Raw genomic sequence first — 5,253 nt, 5'->3', positions numbered from 1 at the left:
CGGGTCGGACAGCGCGCGGTTGTCATCGTTGATGCGGAACACTGCGGCCGAGGCATTGACTCGCCCACCCATCAGGCTGCCTTTGATTCCCGTCTCGAGTTGCGCGCCGACACGCGGCTCGAGCGGCGTCCCCGCCACTGTGTATCCGCTCTGCGGTTGAAAGACCTCCGCATAACTCGCGTACACCGAAACCGATGGATTCAGCTCGAAGACGATTCCGCCGAACGGCGTGAATTCATTCTTGGCGTCATAGTCCAGCAGTGTGGCGCCGGTGACTTTGCTGGTGACTTGCGTTTCCCACCAACTCAGTCTGCCGCCGGCGATCAATGTCAAAGAGTCACTCGGTTTGGCGCGCAGTTGACTGTAGCTTCCATACGACTCGATCTCCCACAGATTCCTGCCGGCGGGCGCCACTTGATTTGGATCGGGCAGCAAATCCAGATCCGGCGGGGAGAACAGATTGATGACTACCGCAGTGGGGGCAGAGGCGGACGTATTGCGGAACCATTGAGTGGACTCGGCGAGGCGATAGTCCGCACCGATCAGGAAGTTGTGAGTTCGCCCGCCCAGCTGGAATGGCGTGCTGAAGAACGTATCGGCACTCGTATCCTCGTCCTTATAGTTGAAATACCCTCCGCCGATCGTCACCGCACCGGTGTATGCAACGGGCGTGAGGTAGTCGAGGTAGGTGCTCGACAATGTGCGATTGGTTTTTCTCACCACGGTGTTCAGGAAGCCGTCGTTACTCAACCGGTGTTCGAGCTGAACGAATCCATCCTTCAGACCCATGTTCTGCCGCGCCCAATCAGGCGCAAGGGTCGTGGAGCGTTCGAGGTCCGGCAAGCGTCCGTCGACATAGGACGGCAACCCTCGGAACTGAGCGGTTTGATAGTCGTGATAGATGCCGCCGACGGACAGCGTCGTCTGCTCTGCCAGATCGAATTCCACGGTGCCGTAGGCGAGTTGTTTATCGCCCCCGATGTCGTCCATGTAGGTGTCGTAGGTCTGCACGGCTGTCACGAGACGGCCACGGATATTGCCGGAGTCGGTAAATGCGCCGGTCACATCCAACTCGCCGCGGTAGTTATCCCAGGAACCTGCGCTCAACAGACCATTGATCTGGAAGTTCGACTGGGCTCGCTTGCGTATCATGTTGATGGCGACCCCAGGCTCGCCCGCTCCCTGGAACATTCCTGCGGCGCCGCGCATGACCTCGACCCGCTCGAACATGGCGAGGTCAGGAACAGCGAGGTTGCCGGTCGAGCGAACCGCCAGTCCGTCGAACTGAAAGATCTCGCTACCGAAACCACGCGCATTGAACGTGTTCATATGACCGCCCGCGTCGAAGCGCTGGACGGTGACGCCGGTCGTGTACTTCATGGCCTCGGAAAGCGAGGTGAGATTCTGATCGTCCAGACGCTGCCGAGTGACGATACTCACCGACTGCGGTATTTCCTTCAGATCCATGCCGGTCTTGTCGTACAGCCTGGCACGCCCGATCACGATCACTTCCTCACGTACTTCATCTTTCTGCGCCATCCCGACGGCTGTGTTGGCCTGAGCGATACGAATCGTCTCCGCCGCCTTGACTGGCAGCAACACCACGCCGCGATCGCCGACGTAACGATGCGTAAGCCCGCTGCCAGCGAGCAACGACTGCAACGCTGCGTCGACGCTTTGCTCGCCCGACACGCGATTCAACGTCTTGCCGCCCAACAATTCGCCCGACGCCATGACCTCGACACCGGCTTGCTTGCCGAACGCACGAAGCGCCGCAGATGCATCCATCGCAGCGATGTCGAAACCGTGCGCTTCCTCAGCGAATGCCGGCAATGGATTCAGTGTGGCGAGCCAAGCGCTGAGAGCGAGTGCGAGCACTGGCTTACCCGGTCGCGAAATCGAAGTTCGAGCGTTCATGCTGTTCCCCAGGAGTGCGACTGACGCGCACGTTATGAGAAAAGATGAACAACCCCGGCCGACGACCTATGTCTCGATGATCTATGCCGTGATCTGAATGATTCACGGCGCGTCTCTGGGTTCGAGCCGAATGACATCGCCCTCGACGATCACTTCGGCGCCAAGCGCCGCCGCTGCGATGTTTGCAAACGCTTCGATGTCGGTGCTACGAAACACGCCGATCACCGGGTGCTGTGCCAAGCGCGCATCGGCGACGACGATCTGACGACGGTTGTAGCGATTGATCTGCGCCACCGCGGCACTGAGCGTTTGCCCATCGAACTCGAGACGACCGGTGTGCCAAGCCAGTTGGCGTTGCGTTTCATCGGCACTGCTCAGCTGCACAGCCACGGGCCGATCCTGTGTGACGACGGCCTGTTGATTGGCAACCAGCCGCGTGACGCCTGCGCCATCGCCTCGATCGATCTCGACCACACCTTCTGCGACGATCACTTCCACGCGCGTCGCATTGTGCTGAACCGAGAACACCGTGCCGACCGCGCGCACCGTGGTATCGCCAGCCCGCACGACGAATGGCCGAGCTGGATTTTTGGCCACCTCGAACAGCGCCTCGCCATCGGTGAGATCGATCTTTCGCGTGGCCTCATCGAAGCGCACCACCGCGTTGCTGCCAGTACCCAGAAACATGCTGGAGCCATCTTCGAGCGCCACTTTGCGTAACTCGCCGACGCCGCTGCGATATCGATCGCCATTCTCGTAGCCGAGCCACGCCAGCGACACCAACACCAGCGCCAACACGAACGACGCAGCCATCGCGATTCGATAGCTTCTGGATCGCGGCGTCGACTGCGGAGTAACGCCACTCGCGAGCGCCGCGACTCGCTCGACGTTGAGTCGCGCAGCGTCAGCTCTTACATAAGCGCCGCGATGACGTGGATCTGCCTCCAACCAAGTATCCAGTTGCACGCGCTCTTCAGGCGACAACGGCCCGAGATCGCACTTCACCACCCAGCGGGTGGCCTCCTGCTGAATTCGTTTACTGGCTGGCATCGTGCTCGCCCTTCCTTGCCTCGACACCCCGCGACTGCGGCCGCTCCGCTTGCTCGGCAATCGCTTCGGTAATGCGCTCGAGCGCCTTGGCTAGATGGTGCTCGACAGTGCGTTCGGAAATATTCAGCCGTTGCGCGATCTCCCGCCGGCTGAAGCCTTCGAAGGAGCGCAAGTTGAATACGCTGCGACAGCGAGCCGGCAGCTGCGCGACGATGCGGCACAGATTCTCCAGCTCTTGCCTCGCGGTCTCACTGCGCTCTGGGCCGGGCTCATCGTCAGCGAGACGCAGAGTCTCGATCTCAGCCAGCCGCTCCATCGGCACGATGCGCGCCCGGCGTGTCTGTTCGAGCAGCAGGTTGCGAACGACTACATAGAAATAGCCCCGGGGATTGGCGATCTGCGCCGGGTCGCTGGCCCACAGCCGGGAATAGGCTTCTTGCAGCAGGTCGTCGATGTCATCGACCGGCAGCGTCGGCACGCGCAGGCGCAGCCAACGACGAATCTCCCCCTCACAGGGCAGAATGTGGTTGGCGATCCAGCGGGTACGACTCTGGTCATCCAAGGCGAAACTCCCGGCGGAGTGACAGGATGACTATAAAGATGGACGAGCGCGCGCGACGACCTATTCGTGCGCGCGAAAAGTTTTTACCCCACCCAAACCCGGGCGTTGCGGAAGATTCGCATCCAGGGGCTGTCCTCGCTCCAACCGTCCGGGCGCCAGGAGTTCTGGAGCGCACGGTAGACTCGTTCTGGATGCGGCATCGTCAAGGTCACCCGACCGTCCGGCGTGGTGATGCCGGTCAAGCCACGAGGCGAGCCGTTCGGGTTCGCGGGATAGCGTTCCGTCACAGCGCCCTGGTTGTCGACGAACCGCAGCGACATCAGATTCGCGCCGAGCAGCGCATCGATGTTGCCGCGACCGGTGAAGTCGGCATAGCCCTCGCCGTGCGCAACGGCGATAGGCATGCGCGAGCCTTCCATGCCAGCGAAGAACAGCGACGGCGACTTGACCACTTCGACCAGGCTGAAGCGACCTTCGAACTGCTCCGAGCGATTGCGCACGAACTTCGGCCAGTTCTCCGTGCCCGGAATCAGCTCACGCAGCGCCGCCATCATCTGACAGCCGTTGCAAACACCGAGCGAGAACGTTTCCGAGCGATGGAAATACTGGGTGAACGAGTCACGCAGTCTGGAGTGGAACAGAATCGACTTGGCCCAACCTTCGCCGGCGCCGAGCACGTCGCCGTACGAGAAGCCACCGCACACCACCAAGCCGCGGAAGTCAGCGAGATCGAACCGACCCGCGACCAGATCGGTCATATGAACGTCGAACGGTGAGAAGCCGGCGCGATGGAACGCGGCCGCCATCTCGACATGACTATTCACACCCTGCTCGCGAAGGATGGCGACTTTCGGCCGCGCGCCCTTGGAAATGAACGGCGCGGCGATGTCTTGATTCAAATCGAAGCTGAGTTTGACGTTCAGCCCAGGATTGTTCGGATCGGTGACCGTGTCGAACTGCTGATGCGCGCCCTGCGGGTTGTCGCGCAGCTGGGTCAGACGGAAGCTGGTCTCCGACCACGCACGATGCAAATTGGTGCGCGTCTCTTCGAGCAACGCCTCACCGCCCGAGCGAATCCGAACGCGATCGTCCTTCGTGACCTTGCCGATAACCCGGCTCACAGTCGCGAGCCCATGGCGATCCAGCACGCTCAGCGCCGACTTCACATCGGCAGCGCGAACCTGCAACACCGCACCCAGCTCTTCGCTGAACAACGCCGCGTTGGCATCGCGCACTTCGGCACCGAGATCGATATCGACGCCGCAGTGACCGGCGAACGCCATCTCAGCGAGCGTTGCAAACAAACCGCCGTCAGAACGATCGTGATAAGCGACGATGGCGCCAGCCGCGCGCAGCTCGACAATGGCCGCGAAGAAATTCGCCAGCGCCTTCGGATCTTCACAATCCGGCGCCTCCGACCCGAGCTTGCCGAACACCTGCGCCAAGCATGAACCGCCGAGACGGTCGCGGCCCGCGCCCAGGTCGATCAGCACCAACGAGCTATCGATCTCCGGCCGCAGCTGCGGCGTGAGCGTGCGAGCAGCATCGCGCACCGGCGCGAACGCCGAAACGATCAGCGACAGCGGCGCCACCATACGGCGCGAGCCCTGCTCGCCTTGCCAGCTGGTCTTCATCGACAACGAGTCTTTGCCGACCGGAATGGTGATGCCGAGCGCCGGGCAGAACTCCTCACCGACGGCTTTCACCGTGGCGTACAGATCTGC

The 5,253-nt window shown here is 61.7% G+C and carries 4 protein-coding genes; all 4 read right to left on the bottom strand.

Features of this window, described 5'->3' with window-relative positions:
- A partial coding sequence (locus JNL55_RS25330) for a TonB-dependent siderophore receptor (protein ID WP_293860896.1) occupies positions 1-1,917 on the bottom strand: 1,917 nt, incomplete at its 3' end.
- Positions 1,918-2,019: 102 nt separating this feature from the next.
- Positions 2,020-2,967: a FecR family protein gene (locus JNL55_RS25325; RefSeq protein WP_293860893.1), complete on the bottom strand. Its 948-nt coding sequence runs from the start codon at positions 2,965-2,967 to the stop codon at positions 2,020-2,022.
- On the bottom strand, positions 2,954-3,529 hold the full coding sequence (locus JNL55_RS25320) for an RNA polymerase sigma factor (RefSeq protein WP_293860890.1): 576 nt from the start codon (positions 3,527-3,529) through the stop codon (positions 2,954-2,956). Before JNL55_RS25320 ends, JNL55_RS25325 begins: the two co-directional genes overlap by 14 nt.
- 83 nt (positions 3,530-3,612) lie before the next feature.
- Positions 3,613-5,253, bottom strand: a 1,641-nt coding sequence (purL, locus tag JNL55_RS25315) for a phosphoribosylformylglycinamidine synthase (protein WP_293860887.1), incomplete at its 5' end; no start/stop codon positions are given.

This window comes from Steroidobacter sp., assembly GCF_016790065.1.
Lineage (GTDB): Bacteria > Pseudomonadota > Gammaproteobacteria > Steroidobacterales > Steroidobacteraceae > Steroidobacter.
The sequence above is the reverse complement of the archived record's forward strand: the minus strand, read 5'-3'. Positions and strand labels throughout refer to the sequence as shown.